The organism is Novosphingobium tardum (assembly GCF_042652045.1).
Classification (GTDB): Bacteria; Pseudomonadota; Alphaproteobacteria; order Sphingomonadales; family Sphingomonadaceae; genus Novosphingobium; species Novosphingobium tardum.
The window spans coordinates 871,032-889,355 of record NZ_JBHSDR010000003.1 but is presented as its reverse complement, the minus strand read 5'-3'; the positions used below and the strand labels follow the sequence as shown (position 1 = coordinate 889,355).

Here is an 18,324-nt window from a genome sequence, read left to right as displayed (position 1 = left end):
GTGTTGACACGGCGCGCCCGGCGCTCCCACTGTCGGCGGCGATGATCGAACTCTTCTTCGCGCCCACGCCCAACGGCTGGAAACTGACGATCTTCCTCGAGGAAGCCGAGCTTCCCTTCCGGATAACCCCGGTGTTCTTCGCCGACGGCGGACAGTTCGCGCCGGAATTTCTCGCCCACTCCCCGAACAACCGGATGCCCGCGCTGGTCGATCATGCTCCGGCCGATGGCGGCCCGCCGCTGTCGCTGTTCGAGAGCGGGGCCATGCTGCATTACCTCGCGCGCAAGACCGGGCGCTTTCTGCCTTCCGACCCGCGGGGCGAGGCGCGGGTGATGCAGTGGCTGATGTGGCAGATGGCAGGCTTCGGCCCGATGCTGGGTCAGCACGGGCACTTCGCGCTCTACGCCGCCGAAAAGCACCCTTACGCGATCCAGCGCTACCGGACCGAGGCCGAGCGGCTGTACGGCGTGCTCGACCGCCAGCTTGCCGCCACTGGCGCGCATGTCGCAGGCGATGATTACTCGATTGCCGACATGGCGATCTTTCCGTGGGCGATGACGCACAAGGCGCAAGGGTTCACGCTCGACGATTGGCCCGCGGTAAAGCGCTGGTATGCCGAACTGCGCGCCCGCCCCGCGCTCCAGCGCGGCCTTTCCGCGGGCAAGGAGATCTTCGCAGAAAAGCGCGAGATGGACGATGCGGCGCGCGCCCGCTTCTTCGGGCTCAAGCCGGCATGAGCGCGTTGACTTCACCCGCTCCTCCGCCGCTCGAGGTGTTCTTCGACCTTACCAGCCCGTGGACGTGGCTGGCGGTGCACAACCTTGTCCCGATTGCCGCCCGGCGCGGCATCACGATTGCGTGGCGGCCGATCCTGGTCGGCGGGCTGTTCAATACCGTCAATCCCACGGTCTATGAGCGCCGCAACAATCCGGTTCCGGTCAAGGATCGCTACATGGCCAAGGACCTGCAGGACTGGGCTCGGCTGGCGGGCCTGGAGATTCACTTTCCGCCGGCCTGCGGCCACCCTGTGAACGCGGTGCTCTCGATGCGGTGCGCCCTGGCGATGCAGGAGGCGGGCAAGCTGGAACCGTTCGCGTTTGCTGCCTTCGATGCGCTGTGGGCGCACGAGCGCGATCTGGCCGACCCGGAGGTGCTGGCACCCTTGATCGCTGCGCAAGGCGAGGATCCGGAAGCGATCTTCGCGGCCGCCGCTACCCCGCCGATAAAGGATCGGCTGCGCGCCAACACCGACGAACTGATCGCCCGGGGCGGCTTCGGCTCGCCGACGATATTCGTCGGCGGAGACGACATGTATTTCGGAAACGACCGACTCCCGCTCGTCGAAGCGGCGCTCGACCGACTGTCCACCGCAAGCGCTTGACTTCGCTGCGGGCCAAGTCACACCGCAGCCCATGGACAGCCTTACTCTAACCGCAATCCTCCTCGGCATCGTCGAGGGCGTGACCGAATTCATCCCGGTGTCGTCCACCGGACATCTCATCCTGGCGACCGAGCTATTCGGCTACGATGCGAAGCAATGGGCCATGTTCAACGTGGTCATCCAGCTCGGCGCGATCCTCGCCGTGGTCGTCCAGTACTGGCGCACGTTCTGGGCCGTGGGCTGGGGCATCCTGCGTCTCGAGGCCATCAGCTGGAAATTCCTGCGCAACATCCTGATCGCATTCCTGCCGTCGGCCGTGATCGGCCTCGCACTGAAGGATTACATCGACATCATGCTGGAAAGCCCGATGGTCGTGGCCTGGGCGCTGGTAGTCGGCGGGATCGCCATCCTGGCGATCGAAAAGGTGGCCAAGCCCGGACCGCCCAGCGGCATCGGCCAGCTTCCGATGCGCCAGGCGTTCGGCGTTGGAGTCGCCCAATGCCTGGCGATGGTCCCGGGGGTCAGCCGTTCCGGCGCCACGATCATGGGCGCGCTGGCGATGGGGATCGAGCGGCGCACCGCGGCCGAGTTCAGCTTCTTTCTTGCCGTGCCGACGATGCTCGGCGCCAGCACCCTCGAACTGCTCGACAACCGCGCGGCGCTTGCCGCCGGCGGGATCGGAGGCCCGGGCGGGGTCGGCTGGTCCGAGGTGGCGGTAGGCTTCGTCGTGTCGTTCGTGGTCGCTCTGGCGGTGATCAAGGCGTTCGTCGCCTTCGTCAGCCGGTCGGGTTTCGGACCTTTTGCATGGTACCGCATCGTTGCCGGAAGCGCCGCAATCGCGTGGCTTATGCTGCGCTGACGCGATTTTTTGCTGCAGCCCGGATATTCGGTTCGTCGCACTTTAGGAACCAAACAGCGCGGCCAAGGTTTTCCGGTTCAGACTGCAGAAGGAAACTAAAACATGGGCCTCATCATTCTTATCATCGTCGGCGGCATTCTCGGCTGGCTTGCCAGCATCGTAATGCGCACTGACGGACAGCAGGGAATCCTGCTGAACGTGGTTGTGGGTATCATCGGTGCCCTGCTCGCGGGCTTCATCCTGAACCCGATGATCGGCGGCGGAAACATCATGGCGGGCGATTTCAGCGTCTCTTCGCTGCTCGTTTCGTTCCTCGGTGCGGTCGTGCTTCTCGCGATCGTGAATCTTGTTCGCCGCGGTTCGGTGCGCTAAGCACTGGCGGTTAATTGCAAAAGGGGACGGTAGGTAACGCCTGCCGTCCCCGTTTTATGAAGGGGAATACCTTATGAAGACCGTTATCAAGACCGCGATGTTCGCGTCGGTTGCCGCCCTCGGCCTCAGCCTCGCAGCTTGCGACAGCTCGGCCGAGAACGCCCAGGAAGCACAGGCCGACGCCGTGCGCGACCAGGCCGACAGCACCGCCGACGCCATGGAAAACACTGCCGACGCGATGGACACGACCACCGACGGCGTGGACACCCCGGCCGAGAACGCCATGGAAAACAAGGCTGACGCCGTTCGCGAAGCGGGCGACGCCAAGGCCGACGCCATGGAAAATGCTGCCGACAAGAAGGATGGCGGTACGCCGCAGTAATCCTGCAGCATCCGTTCCTAACGGTATGGACCGGCGCCGGGGCAACCTGGCGCCGGTTTTCGTTTGTCTGGACTGCGCGAAATCCGTCGATTCGGGACGCTAGACGGCCTTCGCGCCGGAGGCGCGACCCCCGCGCAGCAGGTATTCCTGCGTTCCCCGGTGCAGTACGTTGTCGACGTCGATCACCGCAGCATTCGCATAGGTGAAGCCGGGGTTGAGCCCGCGATAAAGCCGGTCGAAATCCCGCTCCACCGTCTGGCGATAGAGATCGGCAAAACTGTCGATCACGAAGTAGGTGGGCTGCAGGTCGTCGATTACGTAATCGGTTCGCATCACGCGGTCGACGTTCAGAAAGATGCGGTTGGGCGACTTGGCCTCGAGCGCGAAGACCGCCTCGGTCGGCCCGGAGAGGATGCCTGCCCCGTAGGCGCGCAGGCCAGCCTGCTCCATCACCAGCCCGAATTCAACAGTGTACCAATAGAGGGCGCCCAGGGCCTTGAGGCGATTGTACCGCATCGCCTTCCAGCCGGCGCGCCCATACTCCTGCATGTAATCGGCGTAGACCGGGTCGGCCAGCATGGGAACGTGGCCGAACACGTCGTGGAAGACGTCCGGCTCCTCGATATAGTCGAACGTCTCGCGCGTGCGGATAAAGTTGCCTGCCGGAAACCGGCGGTTGGCCAGGTGCCAAAAGAACACGTGATCGGGGATGAGCATGGGCACCGGCACCACGCTCCAGCCGGTGAGGGCGCCGAGTTCCGACGAGAGGCGGGCGAACTCGGGCACTCCGCCCCGGCCGAGCGCCAGCTTTTGCGTGCCGGCGAGGAAAGCCGAAGCGGCGCGCCCGGGCAGGATATCCATCTGCCGTGCGTAGAGATCGTCCCAGATCGCATCGTCTGCGGCATCGTAATCGCGCTGACGCGGCTCGATCCAGTCGTCGCCGACATGATCGGGCTTGCGCAGGGGTGCAGTGAATACCTCGCCGTCCATGACGGGCAGCGTGGTAAAATCTGGTTCGGGATCGCTCAGTGTCGCCATGGTTTCAACCGTAACTTCTAGCACCTTGCCGTGCCCCAGGCAAACGAGGGGATGCCGCCGAACGAGGCCGCCTTGCGCTGCGCTGCGACCATGCGCACCCTGCCTTATCGAACGTTCCCGTGGCGAATCGGCAGGAATCCGGCGTGAGCAAACTGAAGCGCAAGAAGTACGAAGAACTGCTGGAGCCGATGCAGGAGGAGCTGGTCGCCATGTCGCGCTGGGTCGCGGCAAAGGGGCAGCGCATCCTGGTCCTGTTCGAAGGGCGCGACACCGCCGGCAAGGGCGGCGCGATCAAGGCGGTCGGAGACCGGATCAACCCGCGCCAATGCCGGACAGTTGCGCTGAGCAAGCCGAGCGAGTGCGAGGCCGGCCAGTGGTACTTCCAGCGCTATGTCGCCCATCTTCCCACCGCGGGCGAGATCGTGCTGTTCGATCGCAGCTGGTACAACCGCGCCGGAGTTGAGCGGGTGATGGGCTACGCCACCCCGGAACAGGTCGACGCGTTCCTCGACCAGGTCCCCGCATTCGAGAAGCTGCTCGTCGATGACGGCATCCTGTTGTTCAAGTACTGGCTGGCCGCCGATCAGAAGCAGCAGGAAGAGCGGCTGGAAGAACGTCGCGACGATCCGCTCAAGCGCTGGAAGCTGTCGCCGGTCGATCTTGCGGCGCGTGAGCACTACTCCGACTACACCCTGGCGCGTGAAGCCATGCTCGCGGCAACGCATACCGCCGACGCGCCGTGGACCCTGGTTGATTTCAACGACCAGCGGCGCGGGCGCCTCACCCTCGTGCGCGACCTTCTGGATCGGTTGCCGGATACGCGGGTCGATCCGCCCGAGGTGGACTTCACCCCGCTTGGCCGCCCGCCCCTGAAAGAGCGGTTCACGAGGCTGCAGCCCATCCCGCCGTTCCCGCTCGATTGATTGGCCGCATCGCCGGCGCGGCTTGACTTTATCGCCCGGGACCGCCAAGGGCGTCGGCTTGTAAAGGCGGCGCCCGCGGTGCCGCCCTCATCATTTCAGGCGCGGCGAAATGTCCGCCGGTCGAATCAGGATTTAGCAAGATGGCCAAGCCCGCAACCGTCAAGATCCGGCTGGTTTCCACCGCCGAGACCGGTTTCTTCTATGTCACCAAGAAGAATCCGCGCAACACGACCGAGAAGATGACCTTCCGCAAGTACGATCCCGTCGTGCGCAAGCATGTCGAGTTCAAGGAAGCCAAGATCAAGTAATTCGGCGCGCCGGGCATCTTGCTCGCGCTTTGGAACTGGGTCTTGCGCCGGAACCGGATGGTTCACGGCGAGTTCAACGCCGGTACTCTAGCAGGACCGCAATGACCCAGAACTCTTCCCACCGCTCCACCGGCGCCCGCATTGCGCGCGCGCTAGCCATTCCCGCGCTTGCGCTCGCGACGCTCGGCGTAACGGCTGCCCCGCCGCTCGCCGCCCAAGGCGCGCCGCGCTCGGCCGAACTCGACCGTGCCGTCGCGGCATTGCGCTCGATCGATACCATGCGCGCCGATTTCGTGCAGACCGACCGCAGCGGCCAGCGGACCACCGGGGTGATGACCCTGAAGCGTCCCGGCAAGATCCGCTTCCAGTACCAAAAGGGCGTTCCGCTCCTGATCGTTTCCGACGGACGGGCGCTGACGATGGTCGACTATGAGGTTCGCCAGGTTCAGCGCTGGCCGATCAGCAACAGTCCGCTTGGTGCGCTGCTCGACCCGAAGCGCGATGTCGCGCGGTTCGGCAAGCTGATCCCGACCGGAAATCCCGCAGTCACGAGCATCGAGGTGCGCGACTCCAAGCACCCGGAATATGGCATGATCACGCTGATCTTCGTCAAGGACCCGTCCGCCCCCGGCGGCATGGCGCTTAATTCGTGGGTCGCGCTCGATTCGCAGAACAAGCGGACGACGATTCGCCTGGCCAACCAGAAGTACGGGATGGCCGTCCCCGACAGCACGTTCGCTTACAACGATCCGCGCCGAAACGCGTCGACTCGTCGATAGGAGGCCACGGGTCGCCGTGCGGGGTTCGCTGGATGCGACAAAGTGCGACGTTTCTGCAGATATCGTTCATCGCGCAGCAAGCGGAATCGGCCTAGAACGGTCTTTGACACAGCGGTTGAGGCGGGTTTCCCCCCTGTTGCCCCAACCTCTCAAACATACCGCTGGGTCAAGCGTGACGAACGCAACTGGAACCCCCGCCCCAATGCCCCCGGGGCGGGGGTTTTCCTTTTCGCACACCCTGGGCTAGGCGCTGTGACGATGGTCACAATCGCAACCTGGAATATCAACAGCGTCCGCCTCCGCATGGGGCAGGTCGAACGGTTCCTGTCCGAACAGGCGCCCGACGTCCTTTGCCTGCAGGAGATCAAGACGCGCGAGGAACTGTTTCCTCACGCGGCGTTCGAGGCGCTCGGATACACTCACCGCGTTGTCCACGGCCAGAAGGGCTACCACGGCGTCGCCACGGTAAGCCGCATCCCCTTGCGCGAATTCAGCCGCCACGACTGGCAGGATAACGGCGAGGCGCGCCATGTCGGAGTGGAGCTGCTCGGTCCCGCCAAGGGCCTGGTGATCGAGAACGTCTATATTCCCGCCGGCGGCGACGTTCCCGATCGCGAGGCCAACGTGAAGTTCGGCCAGAAGCTCGATTTTCTCGGCCGGATGACGCGCTGGGCCGATGCGCTGGACCGACCGACGCTGATCCTCGGCGACTTCAACATCGCGCCGCTCGACTGCGACGTTTACGATCACAAGGCCCTCCTCAAAGTCGTCAGCCACACGCCCGTGGAGGTCGAGACGCTGGGTGCGTTCCGCGATGCGCACGGCTGGGTCGACCTCGGCCGCCAGCATATCCCCGCACCGGAACGCAATTACAGCTGGTGGAGCTACCGCTCGTACTGGCGCGAGAAGGACCAGGGGCGGCGGCTCGACCACATGTGGGCCAGCCCGGAACTCGCGCGCGAATCCCGCGCTCACCGGATTGTCGAGGAAACGCGGCGCTGGGACCAACCGTCCGACCACGTGCCGCTCGTAACCGAATTCTCGATATGAACGGTTCGCGCCGGACCGCGCAGGCATTGGACGCGCTGCGGCATGGCTGGGCGATCCGCATTGCCGGCCCGGACGGCGAGCTGACCTTGCTGCCGGCTGAAACCGGCTATGCCGACGTACCGCTCGCCTCTCCGCAGTTGCTGATTTCCGCCGCGCGCGCGGCCACGCTCAAGCTCGCCAACCAGCGCGAGGCTGCCGTTCCCGATGCTCCCGTCCTGATCCGTGGCGCGGAGCCATTCGACCTTGCGCTGGCGCGCGCCATTGCCGATCCGGCGCTGGATCTCGCGAACCCGCTCAAAGGCCCGTTCCTGGCCCTGCCGCTGCCTGCCGGGGAAGCGGCGCGCACCGCAATGGTTTTGGCGCGCCTTGCCGGCATTCTCCCCGCATTCCTGGTCGATGCGGGGATCGAGCCTGCGGTCTCGCTGCACGCCGCCGATCTTGCCGAGTGGAGCGATCCCGCCAACCTCACGATCCAGTCGCGCGCCAAGCTGCCCACCCACGCTGCGGAAGCGGCCGAGATTGTGGCCTTCAGGGCGCGCGATGACATGCGCGAGCACGTCGCGCTGATCATCGGTCGCCAGGACGGCGGGCGAGCGCCTCTGGTCCGCCTGCACAGCGAATGCCTGACCGGCGACGTGCTCGGCAGTCTCAAGTGCGATTGCGGTCCGCAGCTCGACGCGGCGCTGGAAGCGATGGCAGCCGAAGCGGCGGCAGGCGGCTGGGGTATCCTGCTGTACCTGCGTCAGGAGGGCCGTGGCATCGGGCTCATCAACAAGCTGCGCGCCTATCAATTGCAGGACCAGGGTTTCGATACAGTCGACGCGAACGAGCGGCTTGGCCTGCCGACCGAGGCACGCGACTTTCCGGTCGCGGCGCGGATGCTCGCGCTTCTGGGCGTCGATTCGATACGCCTGATGACGAACAACCCGGCAAAGGTCGCTGCTCTTGCCGAGCACGGGGTGACGGTGGCGGAGCGCGTTCCCCACGTGCTTCCTGCCAACCGCCACAACGCTCGGTACCTGGACACCAAGCGCGAACGCTCGGGCCACTTGCTCGGCTAGACTTGCCCGGGAGGCCTAGATTCCCCGCCACACGATCCCGATCAGGATCGCGATGACGACGAGCGTGAAGACGATGGCCCTCACTCCATCGCGCCAGGTCATCCGATCCACGTGATCGGCACGGAAGGCGCGATAGGGCTGCTCGATCGCCGGGTTGCTGGCGATCAGTCCCACATCGAGGCTCGACGCCTCGGATCGGAACCACTGCAGAACGTCGCTCAGCTGCTCGGGCGGCAGATGCGGGTAGTTGGCCAGCGCGGCTTCGATTGACGCGCGGCGGCCGGCGCGATCCGCGCCGTCTTGAACTTGGGTCATTGGTAAAGTCCTGATCTGTCTTAAAAACTGCGCGCCAAAAAGAGACGCGCGACGGATCAGGCGGGAGGAGGTCCCCTTGGCCCGGGTTGAAGCAACAGGACGGAAGCCTTCGGCGGACCCGTAGCCCGTGGCCAGACGGTGCGCTGCGCAGCGGTCTCAGTAATCGCCAGCGGAGTGACTACATTACCCGGCTGGGGCGGCAGAGGCAAAGGCGCCACTGCCGCTGCAATTGCCCTGCGCGGAGCGGTCAGCGCCACGTCGAGAGTTTGCGCGCTGAAGGCCGAACCGTGTCCCCGGTCGAGCGGAATCGCCATCGCTGGCGTCGCCTGCAATCCGACCGTCAGCAGCAGGAACGCTGCGCACAGGCGCGTCAGGGCAGGACGGAAAACACGGGCGAACATCTCGCCCCAGGACGTAGGGACCGAGTGGGCGAACTGCAACCGCGCCGCGCGGTCAGCGCAGCTGGCTGTCCTTGCTTCCCCGGCGGTTGATCGTCGTGTGCGCAACCTGCCGGTCACGTTCGCGCTGGCAGGGCACACAGGTTCGGGTACCGGGCAGCGCCTGTCGTCGCCGGGCCGGGATCACGTCACCGCAATCCTCGCAGTGGACGGTCCCTTCGCCGCTCGGCATGCGCGCCCGCACGCCCAGGACAGCGTCCCGAACCGTATCGTCTATCTGGTCTTGTACCGCGCCGTCGCGCGCCCAGCCGCCAGCCATGGCAGCTCTCCTTCAAGGGACTGATTTCCCGAAAGGAAAACGCGCATTCGGGGTGGCGGTTCCCCTTCGCCTAGCGGCGTTCGAAGCGCTTGAGGCCCAGCCCCAGCCGGTTCTCGCCGATGGCCAGATTATCGCCTGACCAGTCGGCCACGAACGCGGTCGTGCGTCCCACATCCGGGGCAAGCCGGGCGTCGTTGCCGGCGATCTCGAGTCCGTTGGCCGAATGCCGATGACCTTCCGCCGCAATGGCGATGAAGGCGCTGTAGTTTTCCTTGTCGCGACCCTGCACGAACCAGTTGCCGACAATGGCTCCGCCGGCGCCGGCGGGCAGGTCGACCATGTAGTTGGTCGCCGAACCGCGCGAATCGTCGAAGCTGGAATCGCGCAGGTCGATCCGTGGCGCCCGGCTTTTCACGTAGTGCCCGCCCCGGCCCTGTTCGAACCGGCTCCGGCGGATCGTCAGCGCGCCGTAGTCGCCGACGTAGATCGAGTGCGCGCAGGCAAGATCGCGGTCGCAGCGACCAAGGCGCGTGAAGGTCGACTTGTCGATCAGAATGGCGCTCGCCGGATCGTCGGCAGTTAGGATGCCCTCCTCGCTGTCGCGGAACCAGCTCTGGCCGATGGCGAGGTCGCCATGCTCGAGACGGATACCCGCGCCGTTGCCTTCGGGCACGCGCATTCCGGCAAAGACCAGCCCGGTGACCGTGGCCGAGCGGCCGCGCAGAACCAGCGCAGCCTTGCCTTCGCAGATCGTGCCTTCGAAAATGGAGTCGCCGGGTATCTGAGCCACGTATTCGATCGATCCGGCGGTCTGAACGGCGCAGTCGCGGTGCGTACCCGTAGCCACCCTGATCGTGGCGGTGCCGTTGCCGATCGCGTTCACCGCGTCCTGCAGGCGGGCGAAACCCTGCCCTGTCTGAACCACGACGTAGGCCGGGGATGGCGCACCCTGCGCAAAGGCGAGTCCGGCCGGAATGGCGAGGACGGCCACCGCAGCAAGCACCACGCAAGCGGCGGCGAACAGGCGGGGATGCCGAAGCGAACGGGACCGGTTCATGCCCTAACGCCTAGCCTACGATGGTTAATGACCGGTCAACGCCGCTTCGGCGGCGCTCATTCGGCATCGTCGCCGGCCGTTTCCTTCTTGGGCCTGCCACGGCGCGGCGTGGGCGTGACAGCCACCTTGATCCCGCGCCGCGCCAGGGCTTCGCGCAGCAGACATTCGACTTCCCCGTTGACCGAGCGCAGATCGAATGTGGCAGCACGCTCGACCGCGGCGAACAGCGCCGGGTCCAGCCGCAGCGGAAAGGCCTTCTTCGGCGCGGTCATCGCCTACTGGTACAAAGTGCCCGTGTTCACCACCGGCTGAGTATCGCGCTCCGAGCACAACACGACCATGAGGTTGGACACCATCGCCGCACGCCGCTCGTCGTCGAGTTCGACCACGTTCTTGGCCGAAAGCAGCGCCAGCGCGCTTTCGACCATTCCGACCGCGCCTTCGACCAGGGTCTGGCGCGCGGCGACCACCGCTTCGGCCTGCTGGCGGCGCAGCATCGCGCCGGCGATTTCCTGGGCATACGCCAGGTGGGTGAACCCGCACTCGTCCACGCTGATCCCCGCCTGGGTCAGACGCGCGATCAGTTCGGTACGCAATTCGGCGCCGACCTGGTCGTGATTGCCGCGCAAGGTGATCTCCTGGTGCGCAAAATCGTCGTAGGGATAGCGCGAGCCGATGGTCCGTACCGCAGCCTCGATCTGCACGGTCACGAAGGCCTTGTAGTCATCGACGTCGTACAGCGCCTGCGCGGTATCGACGACGCGCCAGACCACCTGCGCCGCCATTTCGATCGGGTTGCCGCGCAGATCGTTGACCTTGATCCGTTCGGAAATGAGGTTGTTGGCGCGGACCGAGATCTTGGCCTTGCCCATCCACGGCCAGACCCAGCGCAAGCCATGGTTGCGGTCGGTTCCGCGATAGCTTCCGAATAGGGTGATCGCGACCGCCTGGTTGGGCTGGATCATGTAGAAGCCCGACGCAATGAGGATCAGCGCAAAGATGCGCAGCGCCGTGAACGATAGGAACCACGGCAGCTCGCCGTCGATGCTCGACAGCGGCAAGCCTTCGGCATTGCCCGAAGCGATCATTATCGTTCGCCAGACGGTGAGCGCGAGAAGCGCGATGAACACGGCCAGCATGAGATAGCCGGTGATCGACCAGGCCGGCTTTTCCTGGCTGGCGACCATCGGAGTGCGGGAATCGGACATCGAAAAGCCCCCTTCGACTGATATAATTACGATATCATAATAATTCAGTTGTCCCGGTCAAGGGATTCCGTTTGCGCTCTGGCTCAGTGGTCGCGCACGACCTGCAGGAAGCGGTCGCCATAGGCTTCGAGCTTGCGCGCGCCGATACCGGTTATCCGGCCCATCTGCGCCCGATTGGCGGGTCGCTCGGCGGCGATGTCCCGCAGCACCGAATCGTGGAAGATGACATAGGGCGGGACGCCGATCTCCTGCGCTATGTCGCGGCGCAGCGCCCGCAGCGCATCGAACAGCGGATCGCCCACGGGGTTCGCGGCCTGGCCTTCGCGGCGGCGTCCGCGTGCCGAACGTTCGCGCGCGGGCGGGGCGACAAGGGCCAGCGCCTCCTCCCCCTTCAGGATCGCGCGGGCGGCGGGCCCCAGCATGAGGCCGCCGTGCTCGGTGGGCAGAAGCGCGCCCCGGACCATCAGCGCGCGGCCGACGGGCTTGAGCAGCGCGGCCTCGGCCCCATCGACGATCCCGAACACGCTCAACCCCTCGTGGCCATTGGTCATGCTGCGCTCGGTCGACTGGCCGGTAAGCACGCTTTCCACGTAGCCAGCGCCGAAATTCTGACCGGTGCGCGCCACGGCCGAGAGGTACTTCTGCGCGGTCACGCTGGCATCGACGCTGGGCGGCGGATTGAGGCAGTTGTCGCAATTGCCGCAGGCCTCGGGCGGGCTTTCGCCGAAGTGGCGGAGGAGGACGGCACGGCGGCAGCCGCCCGTCTCTACCAGCGCACCCAGCGCCGCCAGGCGGGTCCGCTCGCCGGCGCGGCGCGCATCGTCGACTTCGGCAAGGCGCATGCGCGCGCGGGCGAAGTCTTCCGCACCCCACAGCATCAGCGCCTGCGCGGGATCGCCATCGCGCCCGGCGCGCCCGGTTTCCTGGTAATAGCCCTCGATCGATTTGGGCAGGCCGGCATGTGCGACGAAGCGAACGTCGGGCTTGTCGATGCCCATGCCGAACGCGACGGTGGCGACCATCACCATGTCTTCGGATGCCACGAACGCTGCCTGGTTGCGCGCGCGGACGGCGGGATCGAGCCCTGCGTGGTAGGGCAGGACCGCGCGTCCGCCCTTCCCCAGCGACGCGGCCAGCCGCTCGACCCCGGCCCGCGTCTGGGCGTAAACGATGCCGGGCCCCGGCTTCTCGGCCAGAAGCTGCGCCAGCTGCCGGCCGGGATTGTCTCGCGGGGTTATGGCGTAGCGGATGTTGGGCCGGTCGAACCCCGCGACGATCAGGCCCTCTTCGGGAATGCCGAGCTGGGCGAGAATGTCGGCACGCGTATGCGCGTCGGCGGTGGCCGTCAGCGCCAGGCGCGGAACCTCGGGAAAGCGATCGAGTAATTGACGCAGCAGGCGGTAGTCCGGGCGGAAGTCGTGGCCCCATTCGGAAACGCAGTGCGCTTCGTCGATCGCGAAGAGACTGACCGGCGACGAGGCGAGGAGCTGGCGAAAGTGGCCTTGGCTCGCCCGCTCGGGCGCGACGTACAGCAGATCGAGTTCGCCCGCGCGAAACCGGTCGATCGCCGCCTCGCGATAATCCTCGCCGTCAGCCGAAGTCAGCGTGGCAGCGCGGATGCCGTTGGCCTCGGCGCTGCGCAACTGGTCGTGCATCAGCGCGATGAGCGGCGAGACGACGACGCAGGTTCCCGGCAGAAGCACGGCGGGAAGCTGATAGGTCAGCGACTTGCCCGCGCCCGTCGGCATGACCGCCAGCGTGGATTGCGCCGAAAGGACGCGTGCGACGACTTGGGCCTGGCGGCCGCGGAAGCCGGGAAAACCGAAGACGCGAGCCAGCGTCTCGGTCGCACCTTCAAGTGACGCGGCCATGGCGGTCACGGAAGCGTGGTATTGATTAGGGTGGCGGGCATTGCAGCCCGCCATGGCAGATCGAAGGGCGTCAGGACAATGGCGGCGCGGAGGTTATCCGGCCCGCGCCGCCACCCGGTTCAGTTTCCGCGCCCGGCGGCGGCGGCGTCCATGTCGAGCTGGTCGAACAGGAACATCAGGATGTCGGCGGATTCGCCGATCCGCTCGTCGAGCGAAGAGCCGATGCCGTGGCCCGAGGTCTTCGAAGTCCGCAGCAGGATCGGATTGTCGCCGGCGTTGGCCGCCTGCAACGCCGCCGCGAACTTGCGGGAATTGAGCGGATTCACCCGCCCGTCGTTCGCCCCGGTCAGCATCAGCACCGCCGGGTACTTCGTGCCCTTGGCGACGCGGTGGTAGGGCGAGTAGGCGTAAAGCGCCTTGAACTGCGCCGGGTCCTTCACCGTCCCGAACTCGGTGATGTTGAAGGCGCCGTTGGGATCGAGTTCGACCCGCATCATGTCGTAGATGCCCACGGCCGAGACAACGGCCCGGGCAAGACCCGGATGCTGGGTGATCTCGGCGCCCATCAGCAACCCGCCGTTCGAGCCGCCGAGGAGCGACAGCTTCTGGTGGCTTGTGTAGCCGCGCCGGATCAGGTCCTCGCCGGCCGCAGCAAAGTCGTCGAACACGTTCTGCTTCTTGGTGAGCATTCCCTGTTCGTGCCATTTCTGGCCGTATTCGCCCCCGCCCCGGATGTTGGCGATGGCATAGATTCCGCCCCCGTCGAGGAACAGGCGCGCACGTGTGCCCGCGAACCCGGGCACCGTGTTAACCCCGTAGCCGCCATAGCCGTAGAGAAGGACCGGGTGGCTGCCATCGAGCTTGATCCCCTTCTTCGCGATCACCGACACCGGAACCTTGGTGCCGTCCTTCGAAGTGGCGAAGATGCGCGTGACCTCGGCATCCGCGAACGAGATCGGCGAGGTGACTGCCAGCGCGGTCTCGCTCACCTTGCCGGTCGCCGCATCCCACCGCATGAACCGGGGCGGGGCAAGATAGGTGGACACGTCGTAGAGCGCCGAGCCATCGGGCAGCGCGGCGATCTCTCCCACCGAAGATAGCGGCGGCAGCGCGACCTTGGCCGGATGTCCGCCCGCGAGATCATAGCTGGTGAGCTCGGTCGGACCGCCGGCGATCCGGCTGACGAACAGGTGCTTGCCCGCCAGCACCAGCGGGGTGTTGCCCGGCCCGCCATCGATGATCGCGGCGCCCGACTGGGCCGCGATGATGGCCTTGGCGGCGGCGAACCCCCCCTTGTATGGCGCGGCAAGGCGCACGACCCGGCCCATCGGATCGAGCCGCGAGACGCCATAGACGGTACCATCGCGCGCGATCACCGCGCCGCCAATCACGCGATCGGCATATTTGCCGATCTGGATCGCCTTGCCGCCGGGCGTCAGCACGTAGTGCTGCCACTGACCGCCATCGCCGAGCTGGACCGAGGCGAGCGCGTTGGCCCCGCCCTCGCCATTGTCGAGAAACACTTCGGCGGTGCGGGGGAGCCCGTCCTTCTCGCCAAGGACCAGCCGGTCGGAAGCGATCGGCGTGCCGAGCTTGTGCCAGTAGGCCTGGAGGTGGAAATGGCGCTCGCTTTCCGGCGCCGAGGTATCGGGATAGCGGGTGTACCAGAAGCCCTGCGAATCCCCGGCCCAGGCGAGCGAGCCGCCACCGGTGGGGTACTGCACGCGATCGATCGGCGTTTCGATCTCGCGGCCCGTCGCCGCATCGAAAACGTGCAGCGTGCCGTCTTCCGAACCGTTCTTCGACAGCGAAACCGCCACCTTGGTCCCATCGGGCGAGGCGACGTACCAATCGATCGCGGTATGGCCGGCCGGGTCGAGCGTGTTGGGATCGACCAGCGGCTGGCGAGACGCCGGATCGGCGGCCGCGTTCATCGTCACCAGCATCGGCTGCTGGTGCGCCGGGTCGGAATAAGTCGCGAAGACCCGCGGCCCATGCGCCTGAAGGCCGTAATAGGCGGGTGAGCTGGCCTTGATCAGGCTGGTCAGGCGGGCGACGACCGCCTGGCGGCCGGGCAGGTTGTCAAGATAGGCGCGGGTCCTGTCGTTCTGCGCGTCGCTCCACGCCTCGACCTTGGGATCGTCACCATTCTCCAGTGCGCGATAGGGATCGGCGACCTTGACCCCCTGGATCGTGTCGACGGTATTGCCCGCGGGAAACACCGGCGCTGGCATCAGGCGGCTGGCGGGGGTGGCGGCGACGGCAGCAGTGCCGGCGGTCAGCAAGAGTGCGGCAAGTAACGGACGCATCGATAATCTCCCTGTTGTTGCCGGGGGTTATGAACCGCCGGCACGGGAGATCAAGACCCCGCTTGGCCGACGCCTAGTCGAGGTTGGGCCGCAGCCAGCGCTCGACCGTTTGCAGGTCCATCCCGCGTCGTGCCGCGTAATCCTCGAGCTGATCGCGGCCGATCCTTGCGACGCCGAAGTACTGGCTTTCGGGGTGGGCGAAATAGAACCCGCTCACCGCGGCCGTGGGCAGCATGGCCTGGCTTTCGGTGAGCACGAGCCCCGCGTTGGTCCCGGCATCGAGCAGGTCGAAGAGGATCGGCTTGAGACTGTGGTCGGGGCAAGCGGGGTAACCCGGCGCGGGACGGATGCCGCGGTACTGCTCGCGGATCAGGGCATCGTTGGTCAGTTGCTCGCCCGGCGCGTAGCCCCACAGTTCGGTGCGCACCTTCTGGTGGAGCCTTTCGGCCAGCGCCTCGGCAAAGCGGTCGGCCAGCGCTTTCAAAAGGATGTCGTTGTAGTCGTCGTGAGCGGCGCGGAAGCGTACGAGATGCGGTTCGATCCCGTGGATGCCGACGGCAAAGCCGCCGATCCAGTCGCCGTCCGGATCGATGAAATCGGCGAGGCAGAAGTTCGCCCGGTCGCGGCTTTTGCGGATCTGCTGGCGCAGGAACGGCAGACGTACGTGACGCTCATCCTCGATCAGATGCAGCAGCACGTCGTCGCCCTCGCGCGCGCAGGGCCAGAAGCCGCACACAGCACGCGCGGTAAGCCATTTTTCCGCGATGATCCGGTCGAGCATCGCGCGCGCATCGGCGAAGAGCCCGCGCGCGCTTTCGCCCACCACGGCGTCGTCGAGGATCGCGGGATAGACACCAGCGAGTTCCCACGCGCGGAAGAAGGGCGTCCAGTCGAACGTGTCCGCAAGATCGGCCAGGTCCCAGTCGTCGAAAACGTGCAGGCCGGGCTGCTCGGGAGGGGGGGCCTTGTCGCTCATGTCCGCGGGAAAGGCGTTGGCGCGCGCGTCGGCGAGGCTGAGCAGGATCGACTGCTCCTTGCCTGCGCGCACATCGCGCACGTGCTGATAGTCGCCGGCGGTCGCGGCGATGAAACCTTCGGCCTGGGTGTCGGACAGAAGCTGGCTGGCGACGCCGACCGCGCGGCTCGCGTCGAGGACGTGGATGACGGGCCCGGGATAGGCGGGGTCGATCCGCAGGGCGGTATGGAGCTTGCTGGTGGTCGCGCCGCCGATAAGCAGCGGAATCTCCATCTCGGCGCGGGCCATCTCTTCGGCCACCGTCACCATCTCGTCGAGGCTGGGGGTGATGAGGCCCGAGAGCCCGATCATGTCGGCGCCCTCAATCTTCGCGGTCTCGAGGATTTTCGACCAAGGCACCATCACGCCAAGGTCGATCACTTCATAGCCGTTGCACTGGAGCACGACCCCGACGATGTTCTTGCCGATATCGTGGACGTCACCCTTCACCGTCGCCATCACGATCTTGCCCTTGGCGCGCGCGCCGGGTTCCTTCGCCGCCTCGATGAACGGAATGAGGTGCGCCACCGCCTTTTTCATTACCCGGGCGGACTTCACCACCTGAGGCAGGAACATCTGGCCCGAACCGAACAGGTCGCCGACCACGTTCATCCCGTCCATCAGCGGACCTTCGATCACCTCGATCGGGCGCGCGTACTGCAGGCGGGCTTCCTCGGTGTCCTCGACGACATGGGCGTCGATCCCGCGCACGAGCGCGTGCTCCAGCCGGCGCGCGACATCCCAGCCGCGCCATTCCTCGGCTTCCTTTTCGGCCTTGGCGTCGGTGCCGCGATAGCTTTCGGCCAGCGCGATCAGCCGCTCGGTCGCATCCGGGCGGCGGGCGAGGATCACATCCTCGCAGGCATCGCGCAGCACCGGGTCGATCTGGTCGTAAATGTCGAGCTGGCCGGCGTTGACGATCGCCATGTCGAGGCCTGCGGGGATCGCGTGGTAGAGGAATACGGAGTGCATCGCCCGGCGCACCGGCTCGTTACCGCGGAAGCTGAACGAAAGATTGGACAATCCGCCCGAGAAGTGGACGTGCGGGCAGCTCAGCCGGACCGCCTTCAGCGCCTCGATGAAATCGAGCGCGTAACGGTCATGCTCCTCCATCCCGGTGGCGATGGCGAAGATGTTGGGATCGAAGATGATGTCTTCGGGCGGAAAGCCGATCCCGGTCAGCAGGGCATAGGCACGCTCGCAGATTTCGATCTTGCGCTGGGCGGTATCGGCCTGCCCCGCCTCGTCGAAGGCCATGACGACGACCGCTGCGCCATAGTCCATGCAGCGGCGCGCGGCGTCGAGAAACGCTTCTTCGCCTTCCTTCATGCTGATCGAATTGACGATCGGCTTGCCCGAAACGCACTTGAGCCCGGCTTCGATCACAGACCACTTGGAGCTGTCGATCATCACCGGCACGCGGGCGATGTCCGGTTCGGCGGCGATGAGCTTCAGGAACGTGGCCATCGCCAGCTCGGCGTCGAGCAGCCCCTCGTCCATGTTGACGTCGATCACCTGCGCGCCGTTCTCGACCTGCTGGCGAGCGACATCGACGGCCTTTGCATAATCACCGGCGAGGATGAGCTTCTTGAACGCCGCCGATCCGGTGACGTTGGTGCGTTCGCCGACATTGACGAAGCGCGCGGAACTGGAAACCTGGTTCATCGGGTACTTTCAGG

20 protein-coding genes are annotated in these 18,324 nt (G+C 66.0%); 10 read left to right on the top strand and 10 right to left on the bottom strand.

Features of this window, described 5'->3' with window-relative positions:
* The first annotated feature begins 41 nt into the window (after positions 1 to 41).
* The 5 genes from ACFO0A_RS04480 to ACFO0A_RS04460 all read left to right on the top strand — a co-directional run bounded on the left by ACFO0A_RS04480 (position 42) and on the right by ACFO0A_RS04460 (position 2,994).
* Positions 42 to 737 (top strand): glutathione binding-like protein, encoded by a 696-nt coding sequence (locus tag ACFO0A_RS04480; RefSeq protein ID WP_379537766.1) that lies wholly within the window; start codon positions 42 to 44, stop codon positions 735 to 737.
* A complete protein-coding gene (locus ACFO0A_RS04475; RefSeq protein ID WP_379537765.1) occupies positions 734 to 1,381 on the top strand; it encodes a 2-hydroxychromene-2-carboxylate isomerase in 648 nt (215 codons plus the stop codon). The genes ACFO0A_RS04480 and ACFO0A_RS04475 overlap by 4 nt, the downstream gene beginning before the upstream one ends.
* Before the next feature lie 31 nt (positions 1,382 to 1,412).
* Positions 1,413 to 2,240, top strand: coding sequence for an undecaprenyl-diphosphate phosphatase (locus ACFO0A_RS04470; protein ID WP_379537764.1), 828 nt, complete (start codon positions 1,413 to 1,415; stop codon positions 2,238 to 2,240).
* A 102-nt stretch (positions 2,241 to 2,342) separates the two neighbouring features.
* Positions 2,343 to 2,612, top strand: coding sequence for a GlsB/YeaQ/YmgE family stress response membrane protein (locus ACFO0A_RS04465; RefSeq protein ID WP_379537763.1), 270 nt, complete (start codon positions 2,343 to 2,345; stop codon positions 2,610 to 2,612).
* A gap of 73 nt (positions 2,613 to 2,685) precedes the next feature.
* A complete protein-coding gene (locus ACFO0A_RS04460; protein WP_379537762.1) occupies positions 2,686 to 2,994 on the top strand; it encodes a hypothetical protein in 309 nt (102 codons plus the stop codon).
* Between the two features lie 99 nt (positions 2,995 to 3,093).
* Here the strand turns inward: ACFO0A_RS04460 and phhA are convergent, their stop codons facing one another.
* Positions 3,094 to 4,032 (bottom strand): phenylalanine 4-monooxygenase, encoded by a 939-nt coding sequence (gene phhA / locus ACFO0A_RS04455; protein WP_379537761.1) that lies wholly within the window; start codon positions 4,030 to 4,032, stop codon positions 3,094 to 3,096.
* A 143-nt stretch (positions 4,033 to 4,175) separates the two neighbouring features.
* Here phhA and ppk2 point away from each other — a divergent pair, with 143 nt between their 5' ends.
* The 5 genes from ppk2 (at position 4,176) to ribA (ending at position 8,153) form a co-directional block, all read left to right on the top strand.
* The gene (gene ppk2, locus ACFO0A_RS04450; RefSeq protein ID WP_379537760.1) at positions 4,176 to 4,955 is read left to right on the top strand and encodes a polyphosphate kinase 2; all 780 of its coding nucleotides are present in this window, start codon (positions 4,176 to 4,178) and stop codon (positions 4,953 to 4,955) included.
* Between the two features lie 140 nt (positions 4,956 to 5,095).
* The gene (gene rpmG, locus ACFO0A_RS04445; RefSeq protein ID WP_349029074.1) at positions 5,096 to 5,263 is read left to right on the top strand and encodes a 50S ribosomal protein L33; all 168 of its coding nucleotides are present in this window, start codon (positions 5,096 to 5,098) and stop codon (positions 5,261 to 5,263) included.
* A 101-nt stretch (positions 5,264 to 5,364) separates the two neighbouring features.
* Positions 5,365 to 6,042, top strand: a complete 678-nt coding sequence (locus ACFO0A_RS04440) for a LolA family protein (RefSeq protein ID WP_379537759.1) — start codon at positions 5,365 to 5,367, stop codon at positions 6,040 to 6,042.
* A gap of 258 nt (positions 6,043 to 6,300) precedes the next feature.
* The gene (locus ACFO0A_RS04435; RefSeq protein WP_379537758.1) at positions 6,301 to 7,092 is read left to right on the top strand and encodes an exodeoxyribonuclease III; all 792 of its coding nucleotides are present in this window, start codon (positions 6,301 to 6,303) and stop codon (positions 7,090 to 7,092) included.
* Complete coding sequence (ribA, locus tag ACFO0A_RS04430; RefSeq protein ID WP_379537757.1) at positions 7,089 to 8,153, top strand: GTP cyclohydrolase II; 1,065 nt, start codon at positions 7,089 to 7,091, stop codon at positions 8,151 to 8,153. Before ACFO0A_RS04435 ends, ribA begins: the two co-directional genes overlap by 4 nt.
* A 15-nt stretch (positions 8,154 to 8,168) precedes the next feature.
* On the opposite strand, the gene ACFO0A_RS04425 is transcribed toward ribA, so the two are convergent.
* The 9 genes from ACFO0A_RS04425 to metH all read right to left on the bottom strand — a co-directional run bounded on the left by ACFO0A_RS04425 (position 8,169) and on the right by metH (position 18,310).
* Complete coding sequence (locus ACFO0A_RS04425) at positions 8,169 to 8,468, bottom strand: hypothetical protein (RefSeq protein WP_379537756.1); 300 nt, start codon at positions 8,466 to 8,468, stop codon at positions 8,169 to 8,171.
* Between the two features lie 56 nt (positions 8,469 to 8,524).
* Positions 8,525 to 8,869 (bottom strand): hypothetical protein, encoded by a 345-nt coding sequence (locus ACFO0A_RS04420; protein WP_379537755.1) that lies wholly within the window; start codon positions 8,867 to 8,869, stop codon positions 8,525 to 8,527.
* 52 nt (positions 8,870 to 8,921) lie between these two features.
* Entirely contained in the window at positions 8,922 to 9,185 is a 264-nt protein-coding gene (locus ACFO0A_RS04415; protein WP_379537754.1) for a DksA/TraR family C4-type zinc finger protein, read from the bottom strand.
* A gap of 70 nt (positions 9,186 to 9,255) precedes the next feature.
* A complete protein-coding gene (locus ACFO0A_RS04410) occupies positions 9,256 to 10,242 on the bottom strand; it encodes a right-handed parallel beta-helix repeat-containing protein (protein WP_379537753.1) in 987 nt (328 codons plus the stop codon).
* A gap of 56 nt (positions 10,243 to 10,298) precedes the next feature.
* Positions 10,299 to 10,514: a type II toxin-antitoxin system antitoxin gene (locus ACFO0A_RS04405; protein WP_379537752.1), complete on the bottom strand. Its 216-nt coding sequence runs from the start codon at positions 10,512 to 10,514 to the stop codon at positions 10,299 to 10,301.
* A gap of 3 nt (positions 10,515 to 10,517) precedes the next feature.
* Entirely contained in the window at positions 10,518 to 11,450 is a 933-nt protein-coding gene (locus ACFO0A_RS04400) for an SPFH domain-containing protein (protein ID WP_379537751.1), read from the bottom strand.
* Between the two features lie 83 nt (positions 11,451 to 11,533).
* Complete coding sequence (gene recQ / locus ACFO0A_RS04395) at positions 11,534 to 13,321, bottom strand: DNA helicase RecQ (protein WP_379538164.1); 1,788 nt, start codon at positions 13,319 to 13,321, stop codon at positions 11,534 to 11,536.
* 119 nt (positions 13,322 to 13,440) lie between these two features.
* Positions 13,441 to 15,630 carry a prolyl oligopeptidase family serine peptidase gene (locus ACFO0A_RS04390; RefSeq protein WP_379537750.1) on the bottom strand — a complete coding sequence of 730 codons (2,190 nt, stop codon included), beginning with the start codon at positions 15,628 to 15,630 and terminating at the stop codon, positions 13,441 to 13,443.
* A 73-nt stretch (positions 15,631 to 15,703) separates the two neighbouring features.
* On the bottom strand, positions 15,704 to 18,310 hold the full coding sequence (gene metH / locus ACFO0A_RS04385) for a methionine synthase (RefSeq protein WP_379537749.1): 2,607 nt from the start codon (positions 18,308 to 18,310) through the stop codon (positions 15,704 to 15,706).
* Between the last annotated feature and the right edge of the window lie 14 nt (positions 18,311 to 18,324).

What these genes read in the sequence shown, in the direction of transcription:
- ACFO0A_RS04440 (WP_379537759.1), top strand. Translation starts at nt 5,365, where the DNA reads ATGACCCAGAACTCTTCCCACCGCTCCACCGGCGCCCGCATTGCGCGC.
- metH (WP_379537749.1), bottom strand. Translation starts at nt 18,310, where the DNA reads ATGAACCAGGTTTCCAGTTCCGCGCGCTTCGTCAATGTCGGCGAACGC.
- ACFO0A_RS04420 (WP_379537755.1), bottom strand. Translation starts at nt 8,869, where the DNA reads ATGTTCGCCCGTGTTTTCCGTCCTGCCCTGACGCGCCTGTGCGCAGCG.
- ribA (WP_379537757.1), top strand. Translation starts at nt 7,089, where the DNA reads ATGAACGGTTCGCGCCGGACCGCGCAGGCATTGGACGCGCTGCGGCAT.
- ACFO0A_RS04390 (WP_379537750.1), bottom strand. Translation starts at nt 15,630, where the DNA reads ATGCGTCCGTTACTTGCCGCACTCTTGCTGACCGCCGGCACTGCTGCC.
- ACFO0A_RS04425 (WP_379537756.1), bottom strand. Translation starts at nt 8,468, where the DNA reads ATGACCCAAGTTCAAGACGGCGCGGATCGCGCCGGCCGCCGCGCGTCA.
- ACFO0A_RS04415 (WP_379537754.1), bottom strand. Translation starts at nt 9,185, where the DNA reads ATGGCTGGCGGCTGGGCGCGCGACGGCGCGGTACAAGACCAGATAGAC.
- ACFO0A_RS04480 (WP_379537766.1), top strand. Translation starts at nt 42, where the DNA reads ATGATCGAACTCTTCTTCGCGCCCACGCCCAACGGCTGGAAACTGACG.
- rpmG (WP_349029074.1), top strand. Translation starts at nt 5,096, where the DNA reads ATGGCCAAGCCCGCAACCGTCAAGATCCGGCTGGTTTCCACCGCCGAG.
- ACFO0A_RS04405 (WP_379537752.1), bottom strand. Translation starts at nt 10,514, where the DNA reads ATGACCGCGCCGAAGAAGGCCTTTCCGCTGCGGCTGGACCCGGCGCTG.
- ACFO0A_RS04435 (WP_379537758.1), top strand. Translation starts at nt 6,301, where the DNA reads ATGGTCACAATCGCAACCTGGAATATCAACAGCGTCCGCCTCCGCATG.
- ACFO0A_RS04470 (WP_379537764.1), top strand. Translation starts at nt 1,413, where the DNA reads ATGGACAGCCTTACTCTAACCGCAATCCTCCTCGGCATCGTCGAGGGC.
- ACFO0A_RS04460 (WP_379537762.1), top strand. Translation starts at nt 2,686, where the DNA reads ATGAAGACCGTTATCAAGACCGCGATGTTCGCGTCGGTTGCCGCCCTC.
- recQ (WP_379538164.1), bottom strand. Translation starts at nt 13,321, where the DNA reads ATGGCCGCGTCACTTGAAGGTGCGACCGAGACGCTGGCTCGCGTCTTC.
- ACFO0A_RS04400 (WP_379537751.1), bottom strand. Translation starts at nt 11,450, where the DNA reads ATGTCCGATTCCCGCACTCCGATGGTCGCCAGCCAGGAAAAGCCGGCC.
- phhA (WP_379537761.1), bottom strand. Translation starts at nt 4,032, where the DNA reads ATGGCGACACTGAGCGATCCCGAACCAGATTTTACCACGCTGCCCGTC.
- ACFO0A_RS04475 (WP_379537765.1), top strand. Translation starts at nt 734, where the DNA reads ATGAGCGCGTTGACTTCACCCGCTCCTCCGCCGCTCGAGGTGTTCTTC.
- ACFO0A_RS04465 (WP_379537763.1), top strand. Translation starts at nt 2,343, where the DNA reads ATGGGCCTCATCATTCTTATCATCGTCGGCGGCATTCTCGGCTGGCTT.
- ACFO0A_RS04410 (WP_379537753.1), bottom strand. Translation starts at nt 10,242, where the DNA reads ATGAACCGGTCCCGTTCGCTTCGGCATCCCCGCCTGTTCGCCGCCGCT.